Genomic DNA, 24,550 nt, shown 5'->3' on the forward strand with positions numbered 1-24,550 from the left:
GCGGACCAGGGCGGGGCCGGCTTCACCGGGACGTCAGTCCCAGTCGAGGGCGCCGCCCGACTGGTACTCGATCACGCGGGTCTCGAAGAAGTTCTTCTCCTTCTTCAGGTCCATCGCCTCCGACATCCACGGGAACGGGTTCTCCGTCTCGCCGAAGATCGGCGCCAGCCCGATCTGCTGCGCGCGGCGGTCGGTGATGAAGTGCATGTACTGCTCGCACAGCTGCGCCGAGAGCCCGAGCATGCCGCGCGGCATCGTGTCGCGGGCGTACTTGACCTCGAGCTCGCACGCTTCCTTCAGCATCCCGCGCACCTCGGCCTGGAACTCCTCGGTCCACAGGTGCGGGTTCTCGATCTTGATCTGGTTGATGCAGTCGATGCCGAAGTTCAGGTGGATCGACTCGTCACGCAGGATGTACTGGTACTGCTCGGCGATGCCGACCATCTTGTTCCGGCGGCCCAGCGACAGGATCTGCGCGAAGCCGGTGTAGAACCACATGCCCTCGAAGATCACGTAGAACGCCACCAGGTCACGCAGGAACGCCTGGTCGGCCTCCGGCGTGCCGGTCTCGAAGTCGGGGTTCTCCAGGTTCTGCGTGTACTTCAGCGCCCACGCGTCCTTGTCCGAAATGGACGGGACCTCGCGGTACATGTTGAACAGCTCGCCCTCGACCAGGCCGAGGCTCTCGCAGATGTACTGGAAGGTGTGCGTGTGCACGGCCTCCTCGAACGCCTGGCGCAGCAGGTACTGGCGGCACTCGGGGTTGGTGATCTGCCGGTACACCGCGAGCACGATGTTGTTGGCCACCAAGGACTCCGCGGTCGCGAAGAAGCCCAGGTTGCGCTTGAGCATCTGCCGCTCGTCCTCGGTGAGGCCGTCCGGCGACTTCCACAGCGCGATGTCCGCCTGCATGGCGACCTCGGTCGGCATCCAGTGGTTGTTGCAGCCGGCCAGGTACTTCTCCCACGCCCACTTGTACTTCATGGGCAGCAGCTGGTTGACGTCGGCGCGCGCGTTGATCATGCGCTTGTCGTCGACGTTGATCCGGGCGGCGCCGACCTCGATCTCCCCGAGGCCGGTCGCGTCCGTCGTCTCCACGTTGGTCATCTGTGCAGGGATTCCTTTACTGGCAGGCTTCGCAGTCGGGGTCGTCGATGCGGCAGGCGGCGCCTTCGGTGGCGACGAAGTCGACGTCCGGCTCGGGCTTGGGCGAAGGCGCGGGCGCAGGCGAAGGGGCCGGGGCAGGCGTCGGCGCGGGGGCCGGGGCAGCCGCGGCCGGAGCCGGGGTGGCCGAGACGGCGTTCAGCTTGCCGTCGGTGCCGCGCAGGGTGCTCTTCTCCACGTGCGTCGCGGACTGCGCCCGCAGGTAGTACGTGGTCTTGAGGCCCTTGTGCCACGCGTAGCGGTAGAGCTGGTCGAGCTTGCGGCCGCTCGGCGCCGCGATGTAGAGGTTCAGCGACTGCGCCTGGTCGATCCACTTCTGGCGCCGCGAACCCGCGTCCACCAGCCACTTCGACTCGATCTCGAACGCCGTCGCGTACAGCGCCTTGAGGTCGTCCGGGACGCGGTCGATCTGGCCGAGGCTGCCGTCGAAGTACTTCAGGTCGCTGACCATGACCTCGTCCCACAGCCCGCGCGCCTTGAGCGAGCGGACCAGGTGCGGGTTCACCACGGTGAAGTCGCCGGACATGTTCGACTTGACGTACAGGTTCTGGAACAGCGGCTCGATCGACTGGCCGACGCCGCAGATGTTCGAGATCGTCGCGGTCGGCGCGATCGCCATCACGTTGGAGTTGCGCATGCCGACGGTCTTGACCCGCTCGCGCAGCGGCGCCCAGTCCAACGTGGCCGAGGTGTCGACGTCGAGGTTGTCACCCTGGCGCGCGTCGATGAGCAGCTGCATCGAGTCGATCGGCAGGATGCCCTTGCTCCACAGCGAACCCTCGAACGACTGGTACTGGCCGCGCTCCTCGGCGAGGTCGGTCGACGCCGAGATCGCGTAGTAGGAGATGTGCTCCATGCTCGTGTCGGCGAACTGCACGGCGGCTTCCGACGACAGCGGCAGGCCGAGCTCGAACAGCGCGTCCTGGAAGCCCATCAGCCCCAGCCCGACCGGGCGGTGGCGCAGGTTGGAGCGGCGCGCCTCCGGGATCGTGTAGAAGTTGATGTCGATCACGTTGTCCAGCATGCGGACGGCGGTGCGCACGGTCTTCTCGAGCCGCGCGGTGTCCAGGCCTTCGGGCGTGACGTGCTTGAGCAGGTTCACCGAGCCGAGGTTGCAGACCGCGACCTCTTCGCTGTTGGTGTTCAGCGTGATTTCGGTGCACAGGTTGGACGAGTGCACCACGCCGACGTGCTGCTGCGGCGAGCGCAGGTTGCACGGGTCCTTGAAGGTGATCCACGGGTGGCCGGTCTCGAACAGCATGGTCAGCATGCGGCGCCACAGGTCGACCGCGCGGATCCGGCGGAACACCTTGATCTCGCCGCGGTCGGCGGCGGCCTCGTACTCGCGGTAGCGCTGCGCGAACTCGTTGCCGTACAGGTCGTGCAGGTCCGGCGTCTCGTTCGGCGAGAACAGCGTCCACTGCGCGTCGGCCTCGACGCGGCGGAGGAACTCGTCCGGCACCCAGTTCGCGGTGTTCATGTCGTGGGTGCGGCGGCGGTCGTCACCGGTGTTCTTGCGCAGGTCGAGGAACTCTTCGATGTCGACGTGCCACGTCTCGAGGTACGCGCAGGCCGCGCCCTTGCGCTTGCCGCCCTGGTTGACCGCGACGGCGGTGTCGTTGGCGATCTTGAGGAACGGCACGACACCCTGCGACTGGCCGTTGGTGCCCTTGATGTGCGCGCCGAGGCCGCGGACCGGCGTCCAGTCGTTGCCGAGGCCGCCCGAGTACTTGGCCAGCAGCGCGTTGTTCTTGTACGCCTGGAAGATCGAGTCCAGGTCGTCGTCCACCGTGGTCAGGAAGCACGACGACAGCTGCGGGCGCGTGGTGCCCGAGTTGAACAGCGTCGGGGTGGACGCCATGAAGTGGAAGCTCGACAGCAGCTCGTAGAACTCGATCGCGCGGGCTTCGCGGTCGTCTTCCCGGATCGCGAGACCCATGGCGACGCGCATGAAGAACGCCTGCGGCAGCTCGAAGCGGGTGCCGTCGTGGTGCTGGAAGTACCGGTCGTACAGCGTCTGCAGGCCGAGGAAGCCGAAGTCGAGGTCCCGCTCGGGGCGGATCGCCTCGGTGATCTTGCCGAGGTCGAAGCGCTGCAGCTCCGGATCGACCAGCTCCAGCTCGATCGCGCGGCGCAGGTAGGCGCGGAAGTACGCCGGGTACTCGGCCGCCATCTCGTCCTGGCTGGCCTGACGCGGCTGCTTGGCCAGGTAGCTCAGTGCCTCGCCGCGCAGCTTGTCCAGCAGCAGGCGGGCGGAGACGTAGGAGTAGTTCGGCTCCTGCTCGACGAGCACGCGGGCGGCCATGATCTGGGCCAGGGCCAGCTCGTCGGCGCTGATGCCGTCGTAGAGGTTGCGCTTGGTCTCGGCCAGCACCGGCTCGGCCGTGACGTCGTCGAGGCCGGCGACGGCCTCGCCCACGACGTGGGACACGCGGGCCCAGTCGAGCGGGCGCAGGACGCCGTCGGTGCCCTTGACGTTCAGCGCGACCTCGGTGGCGGCCGGCTTCGCGGCCTCGCGGGCCTTCGCGCGCTCCTCGCGGTAGAGGACGTAGGCACGGGCGACCTTGTGGTGCTCGCCGCGCATCAGCGCGAGTTCGACCAGGTCCTGGATCTGCTCGATGTGCAGGGCCGTCTCGGGGCCGGCGTGGCGGAGCAGGGACGCCTCGACCTGCTCGGTCAGCTCGGCGACGACGTGGTGCACGCGGGAGGACGCGGCGGCGTCGCCGCCCTCGACCGCGAGGAACGCCTTGGTCAGCGCGACCGAGATCTTCCCGGCGTCGAACGGCGACACGCTGCCGTCCCGCCGGATGACCCGGATCGCGGTGGGTGCGTCGGCAGCGGAGGGCCGCTGACCGGTATCGACTGACATGCGTGTCTCCAAGTTTTCGGGCGCGTTCGATCGCCACACGGCCGCATGAGGCCGTGCGCTGCGGTTTCTCCAAAGCTGCCCGGCGACCCTCCGCAGCGGTCTCCCCGTCGCTGGGGGCTGCCGGTGTTGAGAGACTACATGTTGGGGTGATCGCCCGCACGGGCCCCTAGATGGCGTGTCGCGAGTTCACCCTGACGGGATTACGTGATCACCCAGCGGTGCCGAACTCCAGCTCCGTGCCGGGCAGGGCGAGGCTCAGGAACGGTCGCCGGCCGGCCAGGTAGCCGAGCGGACCGCGCGCGTTGACGCTCCAGTCGGCCGCCGCGAGCGCGGGCCGGACCTTGGCGCCGACCGGGGTTCGCACGGGCGTGCCGTCGCGGTCCTGGAGGACGTCGAAGCGGCTGGGGAGCGCCAGCGGCGCACCCGCCCGCCGGGTGAAGGCCGCGGTGGCGATCCAGTCGGCGTCGGTCGCCGCGGTGTACGTGCGGTCGGTGAACTGCAGGGCCGCGAGGTCCTTCGGGATGGCCCACAGCTCGCGGCCGCCGGCGAGCGAGACGGCGGAGTCGACCCAGATCTGCGTGATCGTGCACGTCGTGCGCTTGCCCCGGACCGGGACGGCGGCCAGCAGTTCGTGGTAGCTGAGCTGCCCGGGCTCGCGGTAGGCGATCCACGCGGTGAACACGGACGTGTAGCCGGCGACGGACAGCGCGGCCGGGTGGACGTCACGAGCGGGGACGCGCCAGATCGACAGGTGGGCGTCGGCGACCAGGTTCCAGGGCGGCGGCGGGTACGGGGTCATTTCTCCAGCCAGGGCAGGTAGTCGGGCAGGTCCGTCTCGACGCGCATGCCGAACGACGGCGGCCGTTTCTGCAGGAACGACAGGACGCCTTCGACGGCGTCCGGGTTCGCGCCGAGGCCGCCGATCAGCTTCGAGTCGAGGGCGTGCACGGGGAACGGCGACTCGGCGCTCGCCATCCGGTAGAGCAGCTGGCGGGTGACGGCGACCGACACCGGCGCGGTCTTCTCCACGATCTCCCGCGCGAGCTGCTGCGCCTCTTCGAGCACGGTTCCGGTGGGGAACACCTTGTGCACCAGGCCTTTTTCCAGGGCCTCGGCCGCGTCGAAGACGCGGCCGCTGATCATCCAGTCGAGGGCGGTGCCCATCCCGACGAGCCGGGGGAGGAACCACGCCGACGCGCCTTCGGGGTAGATGCCGCGGCGGGTGAACACGAAGCCGAACCGCGAATCTTCCGACGCGAGCCGGTAGTCGCAGGAGAGCGTGATGGTGAGCCCGCCGCCGACGGCCGCGCCCTGCAGGGCGGCGAGCACCGGCTTGTTCATGGTGAAGATCCGCTTCGAGCACCGCCCGGCGGGCTCCTGCCACGCCGCGTCCGGGCCGTCCGCCGGGTCGAAGTCGAAGCCGCCCTGCGAGAGGTCGGCCCCGACGCAGAAGTCCGGGCCCGCGCCGGTCAGCACCACGACACGCACGTCCTCGTCGCGATCGGCGCGGTCCATCGCCGCGGCGAGTTCGTCGGCCATCCGGATCGTGTAGCCGTTGCGCGCCTGGGGGCGGTCCAGCGTGACCGTGGCGACCCGGTCCGCGACGGCGTAGGTGATCTCGGCGTAGTCGGCCATGCGACGACGCTAGGGCAGCCGGGTGCTACTGGCAAGATGTCAATAGTGGGTCCGCAGCGTCCGCGGCAAAACAATCAGGCGTGCTTGATTTTTCTCGCCCCCGGTGCCACGCTGGGCCGCAGGACGCAAGGAGGCGGGCGATGGCGGACCTCGGCGTGATCCTCGGGGATCTCGACGCGGAGACACGGACGATCGACGACGTGGTGGCGCAGCTGCCCGCGGCGGACTGGGCGCGGGCGACACCCGCCGAAGGGTGGACGATCGCGCACCAGATCGCCCACCTGGCCTGGACCGACCGGAAGGCGCTGATCGCGGCCGCGCACCCGGAAGACTGGCAGGCCGAGGTCGAAGAGCTCCTCAAAGCCGGGGAGACCTACGTCGACGACGGCGCCGCGGCCGGGGCCCAGCTCCCGCCGCAGGACATCCTCGAAGACTGGCGCGCGGGGCGCGCGGCGCTGGCCGAAGCACTGGCCGCGGTGCCGGACGGGCAGAAGCTGCCCTGGTACGGCCCGCCGATGAGCGCCGCCTCGATGGCGACCGCGCGGATGATGGAAACCTGGGCGCACGGCCAGGACGTCTTCGACGCGCTCGGGCTCACCCGCGAGCCGACCATGCGGCTGTGGCACATCGCCCGCTTCGGCACCCGCACGCGCGACTTCGCCTACAAGGTCAACTCCCTCGCACCGCCGGCCGAGGAGTTCCGCGTCGAGCTGACCGCGCCCGACGGCTCCACCTGGGCGTTCGGGCCGGAGGACGCCGAACAGAAGCTCACCGGCAGCGCACTGGACTTCTGCCTCGTCGTCACCCAGCGGCGGCACCCGGCCGACACCGACCTGGTCGCCCACGGTGCCGACGTCGAGGAGTGGCTCACCGTCGCGCAGGCCTTCGCGGGACCGCCCGGGAACGGCCGCGAGCCGGGGCAGTTCGCATGACTTATCGCATCGGCAACGCTTCCGGGTTCTACGGCGACCGGTTCTCCGCGGTGCGCGAGATGCTCACCGGCGGCCCCCTCGACGTCCTGACCGGCGACTACCTGGCCGAGCTGACCATGCTCATCCTCGGCCGTGACCGGATGAAGGACGCGAACCGCGGCTACGCCAAGACGTTCCTCCGCCAGATGGAGGAAAACCTCGGGCTGGCGCAGGAAAAGGGCGTCAAGATCGTCGCGAACGCGGGCGGGCTCAACCCCGCCGGGCTCGCCGGCGCCCTACGCGAACTGGCGGCCGAGCTCGGCCTCGACGTCGCGATCGCGCACGTCGAAGGCGACGACCTGGTGGCCAGGGCCGACGAGCTGGACCTCGGGAAACCGTTGACCGCCAACGCCTACCTCGGCGCCTGGGGCATCGCGGAGTGCCTGAACGCGGGTGCCGACGTCGTCGTCACCGGCCGCGTCACCGACGCCTCCGTCATCGTCGGCCCGGCGGCCGCGCACTACGGCTGGGCCCGAGACGACTTCGACGCCCTCGCCGGCGCGGTCGCCGCCGGGCACGTCATCGAATGCGGCGCCCAGGCGACCGGCGGCAACTACGCCTTCTTCACCGAGCACTCGCTCGGCGTCCCGGGCTTCCCGATCGCCGAGATCGAGGCCGACGGCGCCAGCGTCATCACCAAGCACCCGGGCACCGGCGGTGTGGTGAACGTCGGCACGGTCACCGCGCAGCTGCTGTACGAAATCACCGGCGCGCGGTACGCCGGGCCGGACGTCACGACCCGGTTCGACACGCTCTCCCTGACCCAGGAAGGTCCGGACCGCGTCCGCATCTCCGGCGTCCGCGGAGAGGCGCCGCCGCCGACGCTGAAGGTCGCGCTGAACACCCTCGGCGGCTTCCGCAACGAGACGACGTTCGTCCTCACCGGACTCGACATCGAGGCGAAAGCCGCGCTGGTCAGAGAACAGCTGGAAGCGTCCCTGAAGGACCGGCCGCCCGCCGACGTCCGGTGGACGCTCGCGCGCACCGATCACCGCGACGCCGGCACCGAGCAGACCGCCAGCGCACTGCTGCACGTCGCCGTCAAGGACGCCGACCCGAAGGTGGCCGGTCGCGCGTTCACCGGTGCCGCCGTCGAACTCGCCTTGGCCAGCTACCCCGGCTTCCACGTGACCGCGCCGCCGTCGGACGCCTCGCCGTACGGCGTCTACACCGCCGCCTATGTGGACGCCGGGAAGGTCCCGCACGTCGCCGTGCTGCCCGACGGCATGCGTGTCGACATAGCGCCCGCCCTGTCCACCCGGGACGTGTCCGATGTGGACGAGCCCGCGCTGCCCGAGCCCCTCGATCACGGGCCGGTGCGGCGGGTGCCCCTCGGCACGGTCGCCGGCGCCCGCAGCGGCGACAAGGGCGGCAACGCCAACGTCGGTGTCTGGGTGCGCTCGGACGAGGCGTGGCGGTGGCTGGCGCACCGGCTCACGGTCGCCGAATTCCAGCTGCTCCTGCCCGAGACCGCCGGTCTGCCGGTGACCCGGTACCTGCTGCCGAACCTGCGGGCGGTGAACTTCGTCGTCGAAGGGATCCTCGGCGAGGGCGTCGCTTCGCAGGCGCGGTTCGACCCGCAGGCGAAGGCACTGGGCGAGTGGCTGCGGTCGCGGGAGCTCGACGTTCCGGAGGTCCTGCTGTGACCGACCCCTTCCGGACGCCCGAACGGGCCGAGCTGCGCAAGACCGTGCGCCGGTTCGTCGAGCAGGAGGTCCTGCCGCACCTCGACGACTGGGAGCGCGCCGGCGAGCTGCCCCGCGACCTGCACCGCAAGGCCGGGGACCTGGGCCTGCTGGGGGTGGCTTTCCCCGAGGAGATCGGCGGCGGGGACGGCAACTACCTCGACGCACTGGTCGTCGCGGAGGAAATGCACTATGCCGGCGGCTCCGGCGGGTTGTTCGCCTCGCTGTTCACCTGCGGCATCGCCGTCCCGCACATCGCCGAAGCGAACGACCCGGTGCAGATCGAACGCTGGGTGCGCCCGGCCCTCGAAGGCACCAAGATCGGCTCGCTCGCGGTGACCGAGCCGGACGGCGGGTCCGACGTCGCCGGGATCCGGACCACGGCCGTGTGCGAAGGCGACGAGTACGTCATCAACGGCGCCAAGACCTACATCACCTCCGGCTGCCGCGCCGACTTCGTGACGACGGTGGTGCGCACCGGCGGCGACGGCGCCCACGGCCTCTCCTTGATCGTCGTCGAACGCGGGACACCGGGGTTCACGGTGAGCCGCAAGCTCGAGAAGATGGGCTGGCTCTGCTCCGACACCGCCGAACTGTCCTACGTGGACGTCCGGGTGCCGGTGGAGAACCTGGTCGGCGCCGAGAACAGCGGGTTCGCGCAGGTGGCCACCCAGTTCGTCACCGAACGCCTTTCGCTGGCCGTGCAGGCGTACGCGCACGCCCAGCGCGCGCTCGACCTGACGCTGGACTGGTGCCGGCTGCGCGAGACGTTCGGCCGTCCGCTCATCTCGCGGCAGGTCGTGCAGCACAAGCTCACCGAGATGGCGCGTCGCGTGGACGTGGCCCGGGTCTACACCCGGCAGGCCGCGATCCGGCACGTCTCGGGCGAGGAGGTCATCGCCGAAGCCTGTTTCGCCAAGAACACCGCCGTCGAGGCCGCCGAGTGGGTGGTCAACGAGGCCGTCCAGCTGCACGGCGGGCTCGGCTACATGCGCGAGTCCGAAGTGGAACGCCACTACCGCGACGTCCGGATCCTCGGCATCGGCGGCGGCACCACCGAGATCCTCACCGGCCTGGCCGCGAAGCGATTGGGATACACGTCGTGACTGCTCTGAGGTCCACAGTGGACACGCGGGCCGCCGAGTTCGGCGCGAACCGCGACGCGATGCTGGAGAAGCTCGCCGAGATCGACGCCGAGCACGCCAAGGCCGTGGCCGGCGGCGGGGAGAAGTACGTCGAACGGCACCGCAAGCGCGGCAAGCTCCTCGCGCGGGAACGGATCGAGCTGCTGCTCGACGAGGATTCGCCGTTCCTGGAGCTGTCGCCGCTGGCCGCGTGGGGCACCGACTACCGCGTCGGCGCGAGCCTGGTGACCGGGATCGGCGTTGTCGAAGGCGTCGAGTGCCTGATCTCGGCCAGCGACCCGACGGTCAAGGGCGGCGCCAGCAACCCGTGGACGACGAAGAAGAGCTTCCGGGCCGCGGACATCGCCGCGCAGAACCGGCTGCCGTCGATCAACCTCGTCGAGTCCGGCGGCGCGGACCTGCCGACGCAGAAGGAGATCTTCATCCCGGGCGGCCGGATCTTCCGGGACCTCACCCGGGCGTCGGCCGCGGGCTGCCCGACCATCGCGCTGGTCTTCGGCAACTCGACGGCGGGTGGCGCGTACCTGCCGGGCATGTCCGACTACGTCGTGATGGTCAAGGAACGCGCGAAGGTGTTCCTCGGCGGGCCGCCGCTGGTCAAGATGGCCACCGGCGAGGAGTCCGACGACGAGTCGCTCGGCGGCGCCGAGATGCACGCGCGGACGTCGGGCCTGGCCGACTACCTCGCCGTCGACGAGCAGGACGCGATCCGGCTCGGCCGCAACATCGTCAAGCGGCTCAACTGGACCAAGCAGGGGCCGACGCCGAAGCCGGACTACGCCGAGCCGCTGTACGCCGCCGAAGACCTGCTCGGCATCGTGCCGACCGACCTCAAGGTGCCGTTCGACCCGCGCGAGGTCATCGCCCGGGTCGTCGACGGCTCCGACTTCGACGAGTTCAAGCCGCTGTACGGCTCGTCGCTGGTCACCGGCTGGGCGAGCATCCACGGCTACCCGGTCGGCGTGCTGGCCAACGCCCAGGGCGTGCTGTTCGGCGAGGAGTCGCAGAAGGCCGCGCAGTTCATCCAGCTGGCGAACCAGATCCACACGCCGCTGGTGTTCCTGCACAACACGACCGGCTACATGGTCGGCAAGGAGTACGAGCAGAGCGGCATCATCAAGCACGGCGCGATGATGATCAACGCCGTGTCCAACTCGAAGGTGCCGCACCTGTCCGTCCTGATGGGAGCGTCCTACGGCGCCGGCCACTACGGGATGTGCGGCCGCGCCTACGATCCCCGGTTCCTGTTCGCGTGGCCGAGCGCGAAGTCCGCGGTGATGGGCCCGGCGCAGCTGGCCGGCGTGCTGTCCATCGTAGCCCGCGCCGCGGCCGAAAGCCGCGGGCAGGAGTACAACGAGGAGCACGACAAGGCCATGCGGGCCATGGTGGAGGGCCAGATCGAAGCCGAGTCGATGCCGATGTTCCTCTCCGGCATGCTCTACGACGACGGCATCATCGACCCGCGCGACACCCGCACCGTGCTGGGGCTGAGCCTGTCCGCCATCCACAATGGACCAGTGAAGGGCGCCGAAGGCTTCGGCGTCTTCCGGATGTGAGCGAGCGATGATCCAGAACCTGCTGGTCGCCAACCGCGGCGAGATCGCCCGCCGCGTCTTCCGCACCTGCCGCGACGCCGGGATCGGCACGGTGGCGGTGTTCTCCGACGCCGATGCCGCCGCGCCGCACGTGCTCGAGGCCGACGCGGCCGTCCGGCTGCCCGGCAACGCGCCTTCGGAGACGTACCTGCGGGCCGAACTGCTGGTCAAGGCCGCGGCCGGCACCGGCGCCGACGCCGTGCACCCCGGCTACGGCTTCCTGTCCGAGAACGCCGCCTTCGCCCGGGCTGTCCTCGACGCCGGGCTCACCTGGGTCGGGCCGCCGCCGGAGGCGATCGAGACGATGGGCTCCAAAGTGGAGTCCAAGCGGCTGATGGCCGCGGCCGGGGTGCCGGTCCTGTCCGAACTGGACCCGGACTCGGTCACGGAAGCCGACCTTCCGCTGCTGGTCAAGGCGTCCGCGGGTGGTGGCGGCCGCGGCATGCGCGTGGTGCGTTCGCTCGACGAGCTGGCCGAGGCGGTCGAAGGCGCCAGCGCGGAGGCCGGGTCCGCCTTCGGCGACCCGACCGTCTTCTGCGAGCGGTACCTGGAGACCGGGCGCCACATCGAGGTCCAGGTGCTTGCCGACACCCACGGCACGGTGTGGGCGGTGGGGGAGCGGGAGTGCTCGATCCAGCGGCGGCACCAGAAGGTCGTCGAGGAAGCGCCGTCGCCGTTCGTCGACGCGGCCATGCGCGAGGAGCTGTTCGATGCCGCGCGCAAGGCCGCCCAGGCGATCGACTACGTCGGCGCGGGCACGGTCGAGTTCCTCGCCGGGCCCGACGGCCGGTTCTACTTCCTGGAGATGAACACCCGGCTGCAGGTCGAGCACCCGGTCACGGAGAACGTCACCGGCCTCGACCTGGTCGCCCTGCAGTTGCGGATCGCCGAGGGCGAGCGGCTCCCGGCCGACCCGCCGCCGACCGTCGGCCACGCCATCGAGGTCCGGCTCTACGCCGAAGACCCGGCCGCGGGCTGGCAGCCGCAAAGCGGCACCCTCCACACGTTCGAAGTGCCCGAGGTGGACCGTTCGTTCACGCACGGACCCGGCCTGCGGCTCGACTCCGGTTTCGAGACCGGCTCGGTGGTGGGCGTCCACTACGACCCGATGCTGGCCAAGGTCATCACGTGGGCGCCGACCCGCGCCGAATCCGCCCGGCGGCTCGCGAAGGCCCTGGCGGCGGCGAAGGTCCACGGCGTCGTCACCAACCGCGATCTGCTGGTGAACATCCTGCGCCACGAGGCGTTCCTGGCGGGCGAGACCGACACGGCGTTCTTCGACCGCCACGGCCTCGACACCCTCGCCGCGCCCCTGGCCACTGTGGACACCGAGCGGCTCTCCGCGCTGGCGGCGGCGTTGGCGGACGCGGCGGGCAACCGGGCGTCCGCGACCACGCAGGGCAGGCTGCCGAGCGGCTGGCGCAACGTCCGCTCGGCCGGGCAGCGCAAGGTCTTCACGGTTGCGGACCGCGAGTACGAGGTCGTCTACTCGCTGACGCGGGACGGCCTCCGGGCGGAAGGTTTCGAAGCCGAGCTGGTGTCGGCCGAGCCGGGCCGGGTCGTCCTGGACGTCGCCGGGGTCCGGCGCGCGTTCGACGTTGCCCGCCACGACGGCGTGTCCTATGTGGACTCGATGTTGGGCTCGGTGGTGCTCAAGGCCGAACCTCGGTTCGCCGACCCGGACGCTGCGCTCGCGGCCGGATCGCTGGTGGCGCCGATGCCGGGCACCGTCGTGCGGCTGGCCGTGCAGGCCGGGGACCCGGTCAAGGCCGGCGACCCGTTGCTGTGGCTGGAAGCGATGAAGATGGAACACCGGATCGCCGCCCCCGCCGACGGCGTGGTCGCGGAACTGCCGGTGACGGTGGGGCAACAGGTCGAAGTGGGCACGGTACTCGCCGTCGTCGGAGACGCGCAATCGGACACTGTGGTGGGAGAAGCAGAATGAACATGAACTTCATCGAGCCGGAGGAGCGGATCGCGCTCCGCAAGGCCGTCGCCGAACTCGGCGCCAAGTACGGCCACGAGTACTACGCGAAGAAAGCCCGCGCCGACGAGAAGACCCACGAGCTCTGGGACGAAGCCGGGCGCCTGGGCTACCTCGGCGTCAACATCCCCGAGGAGTACGGCGGCGGCGGAGCGGGCATCGCCGACCTCGCCGCGGTGCTCGAAGAACTCGCCGCCGCGGGCTCGCCGTTGCTGCTCATGGTCGTCTCGCCCGCCATCTGCGGCACGGTGATCTCCCGGTTCGGCACCGAAGAGCAGAAGAAGCAGTGGCTGCCGGGCATCGCCGACGGCAGCAAGCGGATGGTCTTCGCCATCACCGAGCCGGACGCCGGGTCCAACTCGCACAAGATCACCACCACCGCCAAGCGCGACGGCGACGGCTGGGTCCTCAGCGGACGCAAGGTCTACATCTCCGGCGTCGACGAGGCCGACGCCGTGCTCGTCGTCGGCCGCACGGAGGACTCGAAGACCGGCCGGCTCAAGCCCGCGCTGTTCATCCTGCCGACCGGCACCGAGGGCTTCGAGTACACGAAGATCCCGATGGACATCGTCGCGCCGGAGAACCAGTTCTCGCTGTTCCTCGACGACGTCAAGCTCCCGGCCGAGGCCTTGGTCGGCGAGGAGGACGCGGCCATCGCGCAGCTGTTCGCGGGCCTGAACCCGGAACGCATCATGGGTGCGTCGTTCTCCCTCGGCATCGCGCGGTACGCGCTTTCCAAGGCCGTCGGCTACGCGAACCAGCGGCAGGTCTGGGGCACCCCGATCGGCGCCCACCAGGGCCTCGCGCACCCGCTGGCGGAGATCAAGATCGAGCTGGAACTCGCGAAGCTGATGACGCAGAAGGCGGCGTCGCTCTACGACTCCGGCGACGACTTCGGTGCCGGGGAGTCGGCCAACATGGCCAAGTACGCGGCCGCCGAGGTCGCCATCCGCGCGACCGACCAGGCCGTGCAGACCCACGGCGGCAACGGCCTGGCCACCGAGTACGGCCTCGGCACGCTGGTGACGGCGGTGCGGCTCGGCCGGATCGCCCCGGTCAGCCGCGAAATGGTGCTCAACTTCGTCGGCCAGCACAGCCTCGGCCTCCCGAAGTCGTACTAGGGGCCGGGCTTGACCGGGATCCGCGAACCCCAGCAGGAACGCAGCCGCACCACGCGGCGGCGCCTGGTCGAGGCCGCGCTCGACAGCTTCGGCGAGCGCGGCTGGCACGGCGTGACGGTGGCCGGCATCGCCGAGCGCGCCGGCGTCTCCCGCGGCGCGGCCCAGCACCACTTCCCGGCGCGCGAAGACCTCGTGGTGGCGGCGGTGGACCTGCTCGGCGAGGCCCAGATCGACGAGCTGCGCGCGCAGGCCGCCGACCTCCCGAGCGGCGCGTCCCGCATCGAGCGGGTCGTGGAGATGGTGCTGAACCTGTACACCGGCCCGCTGTTCCGCGCGGCCCTGCAGCTGTGGTCGGTGGCGGCGACCGACGACGCCCTGCGCGACGTGCTCGTGCCGCTGGAGGCCCGGGTCGGCCGCGAGGCGCACCGGGTGACGGTCGAGCTCCTCGGCGTCGACGAGTCCCGCCCGGGGGTGCGCGAACTGGTCCAGGCCACCCTCGACCTCGCCCGCGGCCTCGGCCTGGCGAACCTGCTCACCGACGACGCACGGCGACGGCAGCAGATCGTCAGGGAGTGGGCGCGGACGCTGGAGCTGCGGCTCGGGTGAGCCGGTCCAGCGCCACCCGGCTCGCCTCGTCGGCGGCGCGGTGGACCACCAGCAGCTGGCCGGGGTCCTCCAGCGGCCGGAGCGTCTCGAACTGCACGGTGAGGACGCCGACGTCGGGGTGGCGCACGACCTTGCGCCCGCGGCCGTTGACCTTGACGTCCTGGCGGTCCCACAGCCGCGCGAATTCCGCGTCCCCGCTCGTCAGCTCCCGGATGAGGCCGGTGAGCGCCCGGTCGTCCGGGTGCGCGGCCCACGCGGCCCGCAGGTGGGCGATCCCTTCGCGGACCACGCGCTCCCGGTCGACGTAGAACTCGCGCACCCGCGGGTGCCGCAGGCACAGCCAGATCGCGTTGCGGCGGGCCGGCGGCAGCGTGCCGAAATCCACCAGCAGCCGGGCCATCTCGGAGTTCCACGCCAGGACGTCGTAGCGGTGGTTGAGGAGCATGGCCGGCAGCGGGGACAGGTCGGTGACGAGCCGGGCCAGCGGCGGTGCCGCGGTCGTGGCGACCTCGCCGGTGCCACGGGGACGCTGCCCGGCCAGGTCGTACAGGTACGCGCGCTCGCCGGGGGCCAGGCGCAGCGCCCCGGCCAGGGCCTCCACGACCTCCGCCGACGGCCGCAGCCCGCGCGCCTGCTCCAGCCGGACGACGTAGTCGACGCTGATGCCGGCCAGCTCGGCGACGTCTTCCCGGCGCAGTCCCGGCGTCCGGCGGCGGGGCGGCAGGCCGAAGTCGCGCGGGTCCAGGCGTTCCCGCCGGGTGCGCAGGAACGCGGCCAGCTCCGCGGTGGGCGTCGTCATGATCGCTGCAACAGCCGGGGTGGGACTCGTGTTCCCAGGAAACCGCCTCCCTTACCCCGCGGCCGCGGCGGACCGAGACTCGCTCCCGACATCGACATCGACATCGACATCGACATCGACAACGGGAGGACACATGCCGCTCACCCTCGACACCTACCGGCTGCTGGGCCGCTCCGGGCTGCGGGTTTCCCCGCTGGCCCTGGGCACGGCGACCTTCGGCACCGAATGGGGCTGGGGCGCGGAGAAGGCCGACGCGCGCAAGCTGTTCGACACCTACGTCGAGCGCGGCGGGAACTTCATCGACACCGCGAACACCTACACCGACGGCAGTTCGGAGCGCCTGCTCGGCGAATTCAGCCGCGACCACCGCGAAAGCCTCGTGCTGGCCACGAAGTACACGACGCTGCGCCGCCCCGGCGACCCGAACGCCACCGGCGCGCACCGCAAGAGCCTGTTCGCCTCGGTGGAAACCAGCCTGCGGCGGCTCGGCACCGACTACCTCGACCTGCTCTACCTGCACGTGTGGGACTTCACGACCCCGGTGGAGGAGATCCTGCGTGGTCTGGACGACCTGGTCCGCCGGGGCAAGGTCCTGTACGTGGCGGTGTCCAACGCCCCGGCGTGGGAGATCTCGCGCATGCAGGCGATCGCCGACCTGCGGGGCTGGTCGCCGCTGGTCGCGCTGCAGGTCGAGTACAACCTGGTCAACCGCGTCGCCGAACGCGACCTGATCCCGATGGCGCGGGCGATGGGACTCGGGGTGACGCCGTACTCGCCCCTGGCGGGCGGCCTGCTCAGCGGCAAGTACCGCCGCGGCGACGCCGTCCAGGGCGCCCGGGCGAGTTTCAACGCCGGGCTGGGCCTGGTGACCGAGCGGAACCTCGCCATCGCCGAGGTGGTCGCGGCGGTCGCCGCGGAGCTGGGCCGGACGCCCGCGCAGGTCGGGCTGGCCTGGACGCTGCAGAACCCGGGCGTGACCGCCCCGATCGTCGGGGCCCGCACACCCGAGCAGCTCGCCGGGAACCTCGACGCCCTGGCGGTCGAGTTCACCGGCGAGCAGCTCGCGCGCCTCGACGAGGCCGGCGCCGTGGACCTCGGCTACCCGCACGACCTGCTGGCGGGCGACCACATCCGGGCGGTGATGCGCGGGGACCTGAAGCTCGAACCCCGCCGCTGACCGCCCGGCCGAGACCGGACGGATGTCCGGCGGTGCCGGAGTCCGCCCGGCTGCGGGCGTCAACCAGCGGCCGGGCCGGTTGAAGACCGGCCGGGCCGGTTGAAGACCGGCCGGGCCGGGCTCCCACACGATCGCACCGACCGCCGCCGAGAATCGGATCAGCGGTCAACCACCACGAAGTTGTAGCCATCCGGGACGATCAGTGAGACGGCGACGCTGTCGGCGCCGCCCACCACGTCGGCCGGGACCGGGATGTGGATCGGCCAGTTTCCGTCACAACGCGGTGTCGAACTCGCGCTGCCACCGGGGATGGGGTTCCCCGCCGCGTAGGAGTCGCCGTAGACGGTTCGGCCACACCCGACGGCGTGCAGCGTGCCGTCGAGGGTCACCCACCGGTTGGTGAAGGTGGCGGTGCCTGTGGCGTAGCTGGCCCCGTAGGGGACGTAGAAGTTCCGGACGACGGACACCTGCGCAGCCGTCGCGGCGGGCGCGGTGGCGAGGACGAGCCCCGCTGCGGCTACGCCGGCCGCCGCAACCGTACGGCGGCGGGTGCGGCGCGCGGACGCCGGCACGGGACGTGACGTGGACTTCAGCGTGGTGAGCAAGAAGATCCCCTCGTGGTCGATTCGGGGCCCGGAAGTTTCGGGCTCGCAGCCCAACACGCTCACCTCAATAGCCAGGTTGACGCCTGCGGAGGGGTCTCACCCGAATGCACGCACCGCGAGGTCTGCGCGCCTGTCCGGACTTCGGCGGATGCGGTAGCCGATCAGTCGTTGCCGGTCGGGCCAGGTCGTTCGACCACCATGCCGGCTACGGGCCGAGTCGAGTGACCGCCCGGCCGAGACCGGACGGAACCTCGACCGCGTCCCAAGCGTCACAGTGCCGTAAGTAACACAATCGGCCCAACGGGCGAATAACCCGTTGTAGTGGCGAAAAAAGAGAGGCAGTCCGGTGTCCGGTTCAGGAGTCGAGCTCACCCACCGCGCGATGGCCATGCTGAAGGCGGTGGCCGCCGGGCGCGCGCAGATGTCCTGCAGCTGCGAGCCGGACCTCTTCGTCGACGGATTCGCCTGCTGCGATCAGATCACCGCGCACGCGCTCGCGCACGGCGGTTACCTGCGGCCCGCCGTCGAGGGCAGCACCGGGCGGGTGCCCGCCGAACTGACCGAGGCCGGGCGGGCCGCGCTGGCGATCACCGTCGCCGCCTGAGCGTCACGGAGGGTCGCGGGTTCGAACAGGTGTTCGGGCTCCCGTCGATGCCCCTGACCTGGCAGGCTTGTCCCCATGGCGGAGCACCCACCAACGGTGGACAACGAGGCGACGGTCTTCCTCCCGAGCGAACTGCGGGGCCCGCACTGGCCGACCCGTGACCTCGACGTCTCGCGCCGACCGTACGACGAGTTCGCCGGCCAGATCGTCGCGCGGCCGCCCGCGTCGCCGGTCAGCGCCGGGCGCGGCGAGGGCGCCGGCTCGTCGCTGGCCCGCTCCAGCGGCCGGATGGCGGTCGCCTCGGCCGTCAGCCGGGTCACCGGCTTCGTCGCGAAGCTCCTGCTCGCCGCCGTGGCCGGGGCCGGGGTCGTCAACGACTCCTTCACCGTGGCGAACACGCTGCCCAACATCGTCTTCGAACTGCTCTTCGGCGGTGTCCTGGCCAGCGTGGTGGTGCCGCTGCTGGTCCGCTCCCACGACGACCCGGACGGCGGCCGCGCCTACACCCAGCGGCTGATCACGATGGCCCTGGTGCTGCTGGCCGTCGGCACGGCCGTCGCGGTGGCGATCGCCCCGCTGTTCACCGCGCTGTACGTCGACAAATCGTCCCCGACCGCGAACCCGGCGCTGACCACCGCGCTGGCGTACCTGCTGCTGCCGCAGATCCTGTTCTACGGCCTGTTCGCGCTGCTGTCGGCGATCCTCAACGCGCAGAACGTCTTCGGCCCGCCGGCCTGGGCGCCGGTGCTGAACAACGTCGTCGTCACCGGCACGCTCGTGGTGTTCGCCGTCGTGCCGGGGGAGCTGACCCTCGACCCGGTCCGGATGAGCGACCCCAAGCTGCTGGTGCTCGGCCTCGGCACCACGCTCGGCATCGTCGCGCAGGCGGTCGTGCTCATCCCGGCGCTGCTGCGCACCGGGTTCCGGTTCCGCTGGCGCTGGGGTTTCGACCCGCGGATCAAGGAGTTCGGCGGGCTCGCCGCGTGGATCCTCGGCTACGTCGTGGTCAGCCACGTCGGGTTCGTCATCACCACCCGCGTGCTGACCGGCGGCAACAGCGGCGGCGTCACGGCCTACAGCTACGCGTCCCTGCTCTTCCAGCTGCCGTACGGGATTCTCGGGGTCTCGCTGCTGACGGCACTGATGCCGCGGATGAGCCGCGCCGCCGCGGACGGCGACACGGTCTCGCTCGTCGGCGACCTTTCGCTCGCCTCCCGCATGTCGACGGTGCTGTTCGTGCCGATTTCGGCGGTGCTGGCGGTGGTCGGCACCCCGATCGGCATCGCGATCTTCACGTGGGGCCGCGGCACCCTCGACGACGCCGAGCGGCTCGGCCAGACCCTCGCCGTGTCGGCGGTCGGGCTGCTGCCGTTCGCGCTGGTGATGTTGCAGCTGCGGGTGTTCTACGCGATGAAGGACGCCCGCACGCCCACGCTGATCATGCTGGTGATGACGGCGGTGAAGATCCCCCTGCTGCTGCTGTGCCGCGGCCTGCTCGACGGCGAGCACGTGGTCTACGGGGTGATGCTGGTCAACGGCGCCGGGTTCGTGGTCGGCGCCGTCCTCGGTCAGGTGTGGCTGTGGGTCCGCCTCGGGCACCTGCGCAGCAAGCGGTCGCTGCGGGTCGGGCTGATCACGCTGTCGGTGAGCGGGCTGGGCGTGGTGGTGGCGGTGCTCGCGGGCCGCGCGGTGCCGGCTTCGCTCGGGGTGATCGCGGGGGCGTGGGTGAAGCTGCCGGTGCAGGGACTGCTGGGGATGGCGGTGCCGTTCGGGTTGCTGGCGTTGCTGAGGCTGCCGGAGTTCACCCCGGTGACGCGCCGGGTGGCGGGGTTGGGGCGGCGGCTCGTGGCTCGTTGACGGCTGTGACTGGGAGGGCGAATCGGCTTCGCCGGGTCCGGTTTTGCTCCGGGTAGCGTGTTTGCGGCGGCTGCTGGTGCGTTGATGGCTGCGGGTGGGTGCCACCCCAGGCTTGGTCGAGCGCTGCGACCGGGAGGCGCGATCGGTGCCGGCCGTGGCGGTGGTCCGGCTGCGGCTCGAAGCGCGATCGTTCTCGCCGGGGCCGAGTTCCTCCGGTGACGCGCCGGGTGGCGGGGTTGGGACGGCGGCTCGTGGCTCGTTGAGGGCTGGGAAGACCGTGCCGCTCGAGCCCGATCCGGGCGCCCGACCCACTGCCACCCGGCCTCGCTGACAGCTACGGCAGGGAACGCGATCGGTGTCGGCCGGGGGAGCGGTTGCTGCGGTTGAGGTAACTCGTCGGGTAGGGGGATTGCAGCAGCGGGTCATGGCTCGTCGAGTGCCGCGGCCGGAAGGGCGGTTGGTCGCTGCGGTTGTGTGACCCGCCGGGCGGCGTGGCTGGAGGCGGCGATCTACGGCCGCGGCATGGAGCGCGATCGTTCTCGCCGGGGCCGAGTTCCTCCGGTGACGCGCCGGGTGGCGGGGTTGGGGCGGCGGCTCGTGGCTCGTTGACGGCTACGGCCGGGAGCGCGATCCGGTTGTCTCGAAACGGTAACGAGACCGCGGCGATCAGCGCGTTTACAATTACCGCAAGGGTTTCTACGATCCACCCCGGATCAGGCGGCCGCGGGCGAGCGCGGCGGGGGTACCGGGTGGAGGTCGTGCATGACGCGCAGGCGGCGGGATCGGGTCACGGTCGACGAGCTGCTCCGGCAGACCGGCCAGCGGCCGCGCAAACCGGGCTCGCGGGCGGCCGAACTGGCGGCGCAGCGGGACGGCGATCCCGGGCGCGCGACCCCTGCGGCGGCCCGGCTGGCGCTGGCGTCGGCGGTGATCGTCGTGCTGGGCGGGCTCGTGCTCGTGCTGGCCACGCGGCCGGATCCGGTGCCCGGGTCCACGCAGTTCCCGCAGCTGCAGCCGGCCACCGCCGTGCCCACCTCGAGCGCGCTCGCCGTTCCCACCGAGACCACCACGCCCTCACCCGTGGTCATGCACGCCCGCCGCACCGAGACGCCGACCCCGACCCCGACCGTGACGGTCGAGCTGCCACCTCCGCCGGCCACGACGAAGAGCAACCCGCCGTGGAACCCGTGCTACCCGTACCTCTGCGGGCCCTACTCCGGCGGGCCGCGGCGCTGACCCGCGAAGGCCCCCTCACCGACCCCGATGCCGGTGAGAGGGCCTCCGACTGCCCCACTACGGGTCCGTGTCAGCCGGTGTAGCCGGCGACGATCTTGGTGAACGCGTATTTGTCCTGCGTGATGCCGCTGCACTCGCCGCCGCCGCTGCAGTCGCGGTTGGTGGCCCAGGACGTGAAGCGGGCCAAGTGGTGGCTCGCCGCGTAGCCGCGGATGGAGTTGAAGTTCGCCACCGTGACCGTCTCGCCCGCGTTGTCGGTCTTGCCGTTCATCGAGGAGAGGCCGCTGTGCCGGTAGGCGGTGTCGTCGCTCCAGCCGAACGTGGTCTTGAGCTGGTTCTTCAGCCCGTCGACCGCGGACTTCGTCAGCGCCGCCATGTCACCGCCGCTGGAGAAGTCGAACGGCATGACCGACCAGACGTCGACCGGCGCGCCGATCGCCTTGGCCTGGGTGATCAGGCGCTTGCCCCACGAGTCGGGGCCGGTCGTGGTGGTGCCGATCGTGATCACCACGCGGAGGTTCGGGTTCTTCTGCTTGGTCAGCTTGACCGCGTTGAGGATGCGGTCCTGGACCGTGTTGTTCTGGAATTCGTCGGTGTTCTCGATGTCCAGGTCGATCGCCTTGAGGCCGTAGGCGTCGATCACCTTCTGGTAGGCACCCGCGAGCGCCGAGGCCGTCGTGCACTTCGAGCCGAGCTTCGTGCCGGACCAGCCGCCGAAGGAGGGGATCACGTCCCCGCCCGCGTTGCGGATGTTCTGGATCATCGTCTTGTCGGAGCCGGTCAGCGACCGCGTGCCGTCCCACTTGGGGTTGCAGGTGCCGTCCGACAGGACGAAGGCGAGCGTAAACGCTTTCACGCCGGTCGCGGACATCGCCGCGGTGGGGCTGGTCTGCCCGCCCCACTGGTACAGGTACGGGGAGGCGAGCACCGGGTCGACCGCGGCCATGGCCTGCGGGGCGAGCCCGACCGTCGTCGCGAGGGCGGCCGTGGCCGCGGTCGCGAGGGTGAGCAGACGGCGCACTGATTTCATGGGGGTCCTCCGAACGGGCAGGGTGGAGCACCTCCGGTTTGAGGCGGCGGGGTCATCCCGGGAGGAGTGCTGCGTGCCACCACACAGTGGACTAGACCAATGTTGCGTGTCAACCCTCCGTCGGTCGGAAAATGACTGACGGTGCTGCCGCGGAGTCACGGTGTTAAATTCCCCTTAAGGCGGATCGACACCAGCGCGCATTCCGGCTACTTTGCCGAAATGGTGGGGGATTCCACGGTCGCCGCCGGCGGGGAACGCCGCCCGGGCCGGTTCCTGCCCGCCCTCGTCCCGCAGCGCTGGGCCCTGCGGCGGTGGGCCCTGTGGGGGCTGCCGCGCCGCGGCAGCGTCTGCTACCTCGTCGGGGTCGACGCCCTCGCGGTCGCCGCGGTCGTGCTCGCCGCCCTCCGGTTCCCGCCGGCCACCGCCGTGGTGGCGCCGTTCGCGCTGCTCGCGGCCGGGATGGTCGTGTCGGCGGAGCTCGCGCGGCCGGTCGAGCGCCACCGCGAGGACACCCTGCTCGGGCCCGGCGTCGACACGCCGTGGATCTTCGCCGGGGTGCTCGTGCTGCGGCCCGGCCTCGCCACCGCGCTGGTGGTGCTCTCCGCGCTGCACCAGTGGTTCCGGGTCCGCAGAAAACCCGGCTACCGGCAGGTGTTCGGCGCCGCGGCGACCACGCTGGCCGCGCTCGCCGCCGGGGCGTTCCTCACCGCGACCGGTGTCCGGCCGCTCGGCGAGGTCCTCGACGCCCGGACCGTCGGCCTGCTCACGGTGGCCGGGCTGGTGTTCCTCGTGGTGAACGCGGCGCTCGTGACCGGGGCCGACGGTCCTCGCCGCCCGCGCGAAGCCGCGCCGGGGCACGCCTTCGACGCCGCCATGACGGCGTTCGGCCTCCCGCTCGCCTGGGCCGTCGCCGCCGCGCCGCTGCTGGTCCCGGTGCTGGCCGGCGCCACCGTCGTGCTGCACCGCGGCGGGCTGGGCGCCGGGCGCCGCGACCACGTCAGCATCGACCCCGGCACCGGGGTGCTCACCGCCGCCTCCTGGCGCGGCGCCGCCGAAGCCCGGCTGGACCGCCCCGGCGGCCCCGGCCCGGCCGTGTTGCTGCTCGACCTCGACCACTTCCGCCTGCTCAACGACCGCTACGGCGTTCGCGTCGGCGACGCGGTCCTGCGGGCGGTCGCCGGCACCCTGCGCGACGAAGTCCGGGCCGCCGACCTCGTGGGCCGCTCCGGCGGCGAGGAGTTCGCGGTGCTGCTGCCGGGCACCGGCCCCTTCGACGCGATGGCGATCGCCGAACGGATCCGGCTGCGGATCGCCTCGACGCTGGTGGCGCTGAAGGCCTCGGGCGACGGCCCGCAGTTCGTCGGGGTGACGGTGTCGATCGGCGTGGCGGGCTGCTCACCGGACGGCGTCCTCGCGGACGCGCTGCTGGCCGCGGAACGGGCGGTGCTGCAGGCGAAGGCGGCGGGCCGGAACCGGACGGTGTGCGCCGAGCCCGGCGTCAGCTCATCGTGATCGCGTCCAGCTTCTCCTTCAGGTACTGCGACGCGATCACCTCGGGGTAGGTCCGGGTGCCCAGCGGCGGTGCCAGCGACGTGATCCGCGCGTCGTGGTCGGTCTCGTAGAAGAAGATCAGCGACACGAGGTCCTCCTCGGGCGCCGTCGCGGGCGGTGGGAGGACGCGGTGGCGCGTCGAACGCCACCGGTCGCCCGTCCAGCGGGCCATCAGGTCGCCGATGTTGACCGTGAACGCGTCCGGGTGGAAGGGCGCGTCCGCCCACTCGCCGCCGGCCGTGCAGACCTGCAGGCCGCCGACGCCCGCCTGGCGGTCGAGCACCGTGACCGTGCCGAAGTCGGTGTGCGGCCCGATCCGGAACTGGTCCGGCGCCGGCGGGCCGACGCGGGTCAGCGGCGGGTACCAGTTGATGTTGAACGTGTACGTCGGGTGCCCGGTGTGCCGGGTGAAGTGGCTCTGGGCGAGGCCGAGCGCGGCGGCGAAGATCTCCAGCAGGTGGTCGGCCAGCGCCCGCATCCGGCGCATGTACTCCGTGGCCGCCTCGCCGAGGCCGGGCACCTCGTGCGGCCAGACGTTCGGCTGGAACCAGAACCCGTCGACCTCGGCGACGCCGGTGCGGGTGTCCGCGCCCGCCGAGTAGGACTCCTTGAGGTCCGGCGGGGTCTCGGTGCCTTCGGCGTAGCCGTTGGCCTCGACCCCCGGCGGCAGCCAGCCGCGGCCGCCGACCGTGACGGCGTAGCGCTGCTTGACGTCCTCGGGCAGCGCGAAGAACTCCCGCGCCAGCTCGCGCGTCCGCTGCCGCAGGTCGTCGGGGACACCGTGCCCGGTGACCAGCAGGAAGCCGGACTCCCGCAGCGCGCTGTCGATCCGGGCCGCCACTTCGGCCCGGCCCTCGGACGTGCCCGCGAACCACGGCGAAAGGTCCACGAGCGGAACGGATGACGGCATACCGGC

The 24,550-nt window shown here is 71.4% G+C and carries 20 protein-coding genes; 12 read left to right on the top strand and 8 right to left on the bottom strand.

The window, feature by feature from the left end; translation table 11 throughout:
* Positions 1–33 precede the first annotated feature (33 nt).
* The 4 genes from ACLJPY_RS25105 to ACLJPY_RS25120 all read right to left on the bottom strand — a co-directional run bounded on the left by ACLJPY_RS25105 (position 34) and on the right by ACLJPY_RS25120 (position 5,668).
* A complete protein-coding gene (locus tag ACLJPY_RS25105) occupies positions 34–1,107 on the bottom strand; it encodes a ribonucleotide-diphosphate reductase subunit beta (protein WP_363998036.1) in 1,074 nt (357 codons plus the stop codon).
* Between the two features lie 16 nt (positions 1,108–1,123).
* Positions 1,124–4,033, bottom strand: coding sequence for a ribonucleoside-diphosphate reductase subunit alpha (locus ACLJPY_RS25110; RefSeq protein WP_410591983.1), 2,910 nt, complete (start codon positions 4,031–4,033; stop codon positions 1,124–1,126).
* A 208-nt stretch (positions 4,034–4,241) separates the two neighbouring features.
* Positions 4,242–4,832: an acetoacetate decarboxylase family protein gene (locus ACLJPY_RS25115; protein ID WP_410591985.1), complete on the bottom strand. Its 591-nt coding sequence runs from the start codon at positions 4,830–4,832 to the stop codon at positions 4,242–4,244.
* Complete coding sequence (locus ACLJPY_RS25120; RefSeq protein ID WP_410591986.1) at positions 4,829–5,668, bottom strand: enoyl-CoA hydratase-related protein; 840 nt, start codon at positions 5,666–5,668, stop codon at positions 4,829–4,831. The genes ACLJPY_RS25115 and ACLJPY_RS25120 overlap by 4 nt, the downstream gene beginning before the upstream one ends.
* A gap of 140 nt (positions 5,669–5,808) precedes the next feature.
* Here ACLJPY_RS25120 and ACLJPY_RS25125 point away from each other — a divergent pair, with 140 nt between their 5' ends.
* From ACLJPY_RS25125 to ACLJPY_RS25155, 7 genes are read left to right on the top strand one after another with little or no spacing between them, the layout of a single operon-like run.
* Positions 5,809–6,600: a TIGR03084 family metal-binding protein gene (locus ACLJPY_RS25125; protein WP_410591988.1), complete on the top strand. Its 792-nt coding sequence runs from the start codon at positions 5,809–5,811 to the stop codon at positions 6,598–6,600.
* Entirely contained in the window at positions 6,597–8,285 is a 1,689-nt protein-coding gene (locus tag ACLJPY_RS25130) for an acyclic terpene utilization AtuA family protein (RefSeq protein ID WP_410591989.1), read from the top strand. Before ACLJPY_RS25125 ends, ACLJPY_RS25130 begins: the two co-directional genes overlap by 4 nt.
* A complete protein-coding gene (locus ACLJPY_RS25135) occupies positions 8,282–9,430 on the top strand; it encodes an acyl-CoA dehydrogenase family protein (RefSeq protein WP_410591991.1) in 1,149 nt (382 codons plus the stop codon). The genes ACLJPY_RS25130 and ACLJPY_RS25135 overlap by 4 nt, the downstream gene beginning before the upstream one ends.
* Positions 9,427–11,025: an acyl-CoA carboxylase subunit beta gene (locus ACLJPY_RS25140; protein WP_410591992.1), complete on the top strand. Its 1,599-nt coding sequence runs from the start codon at positions 9,427–9,429 to the stop codon at positions 11,023–11,025. Before ACLJPY_RS25135 ends, ACLJPY_RS25140 begins: the two co-directional genes overlap by 4 nt.
* 7 nt (positions 11,026–11,032) lie before the next feature.
* Entirely contained in the window at positions 11,033–13,009 is a 1,977-nt protein-coding gene (locus tag ACLJPY_RS25145; RefSeq protein WP_410591993.1) for an acetyl/propionyl/methylcrotonyl-CoA carboxylase subunit alpha, read from the top strand.
* A 2-nt stretch (positions 13,010–13,011) separates the two neighbouring features.
* On the top strand, positions 13,012–14,169 hold the full coding sequence (locus tag ACLJPY_RS25150) for an acyl-CoA dehydrogenase family protein (RefSeq protein WP_410591995.1): 1,158 nt from the start codon (positions 13,012–13,014) through the stop codon (positions 14,167–14,169).
* Positions 14,170–14,178: 9 nt separating this feature from the next.
* On the top strand, positions 14,179–14,775 hold the full coding sequence (locus tag ACLJPY_RS25155; protein WP_410591996.1) for a TetR/AcrR family transcriptional regulator: 597 nt from the start codon (positions 14,179–14,181) through the stop codon (positions 14,773–14,775).
* Here ACLJPY_RS25155 and ACLJPY_RS25160 read toward each other — a convergent pair.
* The gene (locus ACLJPY_RS25160; RefSeq protein WP_410591998.1) at positions 14,735–15,574 is read right to left on the bottom strand and encodes a helix-turn-helix transcriptional regulator; all 840 of its coding nucleotides are present in this window, start codon (positions 15,572–15,574) and stop codon (positions 14,735–14,737) included. The genes ACLJPY_RS25155 and ACLJPY_RS25160 overlap by 41 nt on opposite strands.
* 133 nt (positions 15,575–15,707) lie before the next feature.
* On the opposite strand from ACLJPY_RS25160, the gene ACLJPY_RS25165 reads away from it, so the two are divergent.
* Positions 15,708–16,751: an aldo/keto reductase gene (locus ACLJPY_RS25165; RefSeq protein ID WP_410591999.1), complete on the top strand. Its 1,044-nt coding sequence runs from the start codon at positions 15,708–15,710 to the stop codon at positions 16,749–16,751.
* Positions 16,752–16,909: 158 nt separating this feature from the next.
* Here ACLJPY_RS25165 and ACLJPY_RS25170 read toward each other — a convergent pair whose 3' ends face one another.
* Positions 16,910–17,356, bottom strand: coding sequence for a hypothetical protein (locus ACLJPY_RS25170; protein WP_410592000.1), 447 nt, complete (start codon positions 17,354–17,356; stop codon positions 16,910–16,912).
* 346 nt (positions 17,357–17,702) lie between these two features.
* Here ACLJPY_RS25170 and ACLJPY_RS25175 point away from each other — a divergent pair, with 346 nt between their 5' ends.
* The 3 genes from ACLJPY_RS25175 to ACLJPY_RS25185 all read left to right on the top strand — a co-directional run bounded on the left by ACLJPY_RS25175 (position 17,703) and on the right by ACLJPY_RS25185 (position 21,053).
* Positions 17,703–17,960, top strand: coding sequence for a hypothetical protein (locus tag ACLJPY_RS25175; protein WP_410592001.1), 258 nt, complete (start codon positions 17,703–17,705; stop codon positions 17,958–17,960).
* Between the two features lie 75 nt (positions 17,961–18,035).
* Positions 18,036–19,817 carry a murein biosynthesis integral membrane protein MurJ gene (murJ, locus tag ACLJPY_RS25180; protein WP_410592002.1) on the top strand — a complete coding sequence of 594 codons (1,782 nt, stop codon included), beginning with the start codon at positions 18,036–18,038 and terminating at the stop codon, positions 19,815–19,817.
* A 762-nt stretch (positions 19,818–20,579) separates the two neighbouring features.
* Positions 20,580–21,053, top strand: coding sequence for a hypothetical protein (locus ACLJPY_RS25185; RefSeq protein WP_410592003.1), 474 nt, complete (start codon positions 20,580–20,582; stop codon positions 21,051–21,053).
* A 70-nt stretch (positions 21,054–21,123) separates the two neighbouring features.
* On the opposite strand, the gene ACLJPY_RS25190 is transcribed toward ACLJPY_RS25185, so the two are convergent.
* Positions 21,124–22,083 carry a chitinase gene (locus tag ACLJPY_RS25190; protein WP_410592005.1) on the bottom strand — a complete coding sequence of 320 codons (960 nt, stop codon included), beginning with the start codon at positions 22,081–22,083 and terminating at the stop codon, positions 21,124–21,126.
* A 219-nt stretch (positions 22,084–22,302) separates the two neighbouring features.
* Here ACLJPY_RS25190 and ACLJPY_RS25195 point away from each other — a divergent pair, with 219 nt between their 5' ends.
* Positions 22,303–23,595: a diguanylate cyclase gene (locus tag ACLJPY_RS25195; protein ID WP_410592006.1), complete on the top strand. Its 1,293-nt coding sequence runs from the start codon at positions 22,303–22,305 to the stop codon at positions 23,593–23,595.
* Here ACLJPY_RS25195 and ACLJPY_RS25200 read toward each other — a convergent pair.
* The gene (locus tag ACLJPY_RS25200) at positions 23,582–24,544 is read right to left on the bottom strand and encodes an isopenicillin N synthase family dioxygenase (RefSeq protein ID WP_410592008.1); all 963 of its coding nucleotides are present in this window, start codon (positions 24,542–24,544) and stop codon (positions 23,582–23,584) included. The two genes, ACLJPY_RS25195 and ACLJPY_RS25200, sit on opposite strands and share 14 nt — an antisense overlap.
* Positions 24,545–24,550 lie beyond the last annotated feature (6 nt).

The organism is Amycolatopsis sp. lyj-23, assembly GCF_046549135.1.
Lineage (GTDB): Bacteria > Actinomycetota > Actinomycetes > Mycobacteriales > Pseudonocardiaceae > Amycolatopsis.